1 protein-coding gene and 2 pseudogenes are annotated in these 2,526 nt (G+C 42.4%); all 3 read left to right on the forward strand.

Annotated elements, in window-relative coordinates:
• Positions 1-429 (forward strand): annotated as a pseudogene (gene glyA, locus RM811_RS02760) (serine hydroxymethyltransferase); the annotation flags it as partial.
• Between the two features lie 118 nt (positions 430-547).
• Positions 548-1,849, forward strand: a complete 1,302-nt coding sequence (locus RM811_RS02765; protein WP_402520543.1) for a hypothetical protein — start codon at positions 548-550, stop codon at positions 1,847-1,849.
• A gap of 205 nt (positions 1,850-2,054) precedes the next feature.
• Positions 2,055-2,282: pseudogene (locus RM811_RS02770) on the forward strand (ATP cone domain-containing protein); the annotation flags it as partial.
• Between the last annotated feature and the right edge of the window lie 244 nt (positions 2,283-2,526).

Consider the following 2,526-nt stretch of genomic DNA (forward strand, 5'->3'; position numbering starts at 1 on the left):
ATGTCCGATGAGTTCAAGACTTATCAGGCTCAGGTGGTTGAAAATGCCCGGGCCATGACCCGTGTGATGATGGAGCGCGGCATCAATATCGTTTCTGGCGGCACCGATGACCACCTGTTCCTGATGGATCTGATTGGCAAGGAGTATACCGGCAAAGATGCTGAAGATGCCCTGGGCCGTGCCAATATCACCGTAAACAAGAACTCGGTTCCTAATGACCCCCGTTCTCCTTTTGTCACCAGTGGCCTGCGTATCGGCTCTCCGGCCATTACCCGTCGGGGCTTTAACGAAGATGATTCTGCCGCACTGGCTGGCTGGATCTGTGATGTTCTTGATGGGCTGGGCGATGGTTCCGGTGATGAGAAGGTCGAAGTAGAAGTGAAGGCCAGAGTGCTGGAAATCTGTGCTAGACTGCCGGTGTATAAATAATTCATGCACTTCCAATTGTCATGATTTAAAAAAATACTTGAACATAAAGGGGCCTTCATGGCCCCTTTCTTTTTTGATATAGACTCTCACATTAATCTAACTACCGGGGTCAGTTATTGTGGATTTTTCTAATACAAGCCAAAAAACATCTTGGCAAAAATTCAAGAAAACAATTAATACAAGGGGTAGTACCAGTTCAGATAAACAACGTATTGGAAAAATGGGTAGGAATAAAAGAAAAGTCAGTAAAGCCAGCAAGAAGACACCCATCACCAAGAGAGCGAAAGTCTCAGAAATGCAGAGGCCGGTTGGAACGTTCCGTTTATCTCATAGAATGCCATCTGCAACAGATATCGCTACAATGCTAAAAACTCAACCTTTCCCGGTGTCCAAGCTCCCGCCATCGAGCAGGGAATTGTCCTTAAATAATTCCGATATTTTGAACTCGGTCCCCGTTCATTCTGAATGGAGTCAAAAAGTGATTGACACTCCCCCTGGAGCTCCCGCCCTTCAACAGGACCAGGATGAACGATATTTTGAAACTCAGAAATGTGCAAAATATTTCGGGACAGTTCCTGCAATATTTAATGAATCAATCAAAGAAAACGATATCACAAAAAGAATAATAAAATGGCACCCGTCCAGCTTTGTATGGAACCTTGCATGCGCTTTTGAAGACTCGTTATCAAATATTTCAGATAAAGATAAAACCAATTTAGAAATGGCGTTATCTACAATTAAAAATACAGACCCCTGGCTGAGTTTGATAGTAAAAAAAACCTTACTACATGAAATAACATCTACTAAATCAAAACACATACTAGATAGAGAAGACGAAAAAGAAATACAGACATTTTATCTTTATGCAAGAAACGGACTTGATTGTACTAGATTTACACTAACCACGAGCTGGTTGAATCAAGAGTTATCACGGGATATTCCTGAAGGCAATACAGATTATCTTGTTTTTAAACATGAATCAATAACCGGGCAGACTGAACAATTAACAGAAAACAAGCTTGAAGCAAGTAACATAACAATCGATGACATTGATATTCTTAACAAGCCCGACTTTCAAAGCAAAAGCCTGTGGCATTTGCATGAGACAATTATCGAAAATCTTAAAATATGTAAAGAGCTAGATTTTCACCCATTCTCTTATGACGCAAATAAATACCCAAAATGCCGTGACCTGCCTTTATTGAGGGAGCTTTTAGTCTGTATCTTCACTGATACGCAAAAATCGAAAGAAAAAGAGGCCGCCGATATATCAGGGGATACCAAAGTAACTGAGAATCCATTAGCCGGGGAACGACAGCAAATGGAACTGATGCTGGACAAATTAGCCGCCCGTGAAGAGCTCAAGAAATTTAAGGAGTGGAGAACCTGGTTGAGAACCTGGCCTGAACACAAAATGTAACGGTCAGAATCTTTTTCCCACGGTAATGGTTATGTCAAAGCATAACCGGATTATTCGGTAAAGGTGTGTTTTCCAACTGCCGGCCTGAAACCTGGGCAAACAACCATCTTCGTCTCCAGAGATAGTTTTTTCAGTACCTTGTAATAAAAAAGTATATGGTTATCATTGGAGTATTTCCCTGAAAACCAAAGGATTATCTTGCTCAATGCATTGTCCATTCTGTGGTGCCGCTGAAACGAAAGTGATCGACTCACGCCTGGTTGCAGAAGGCTCTCAGGTGCGCAGGCGTCGGGAATGCCTTACCTGCATTGAACGTTTTACCAGTTATGAAACCGCTGAGTTGCTGATGCCGCGGCTGGTTAAGCGTGATGGTACCCGTGAGCCGTTTAATGAAGATAAGCTCAGGGCGGGAATGACCCGGGCCCTGGAGAAAACATAAACAGGACATCCATAAATTCAGGGCGAAAGCTTAAGTAGAACGTTAGTTTAATCTAGACGAATAGAAATTTATGGATGTCCTGTTCCTTCTGTTCCTTCTTCTGTTCCTTCTTCTGTTCCTTCTTCTGTTCCTTCTTGAAATTTATGGATGTCCTGTTCCTTCTGCTGTTCCTTCTGTTGCACCCCCCATGTAAATCTGGATTTTTCTGATTTTTCTACCATCCTGTTACACAATAATT

The sequence above is a fragment of the Endozoicomonas sp. genome (assembly GCF_031844845.1).
Taxonomy (GTDB): Bacteria; Pseudomonadota; Gammaproteobacteria; order Pseudomonadales; family Endozoicomonadaceae; genus Endozoicomonas.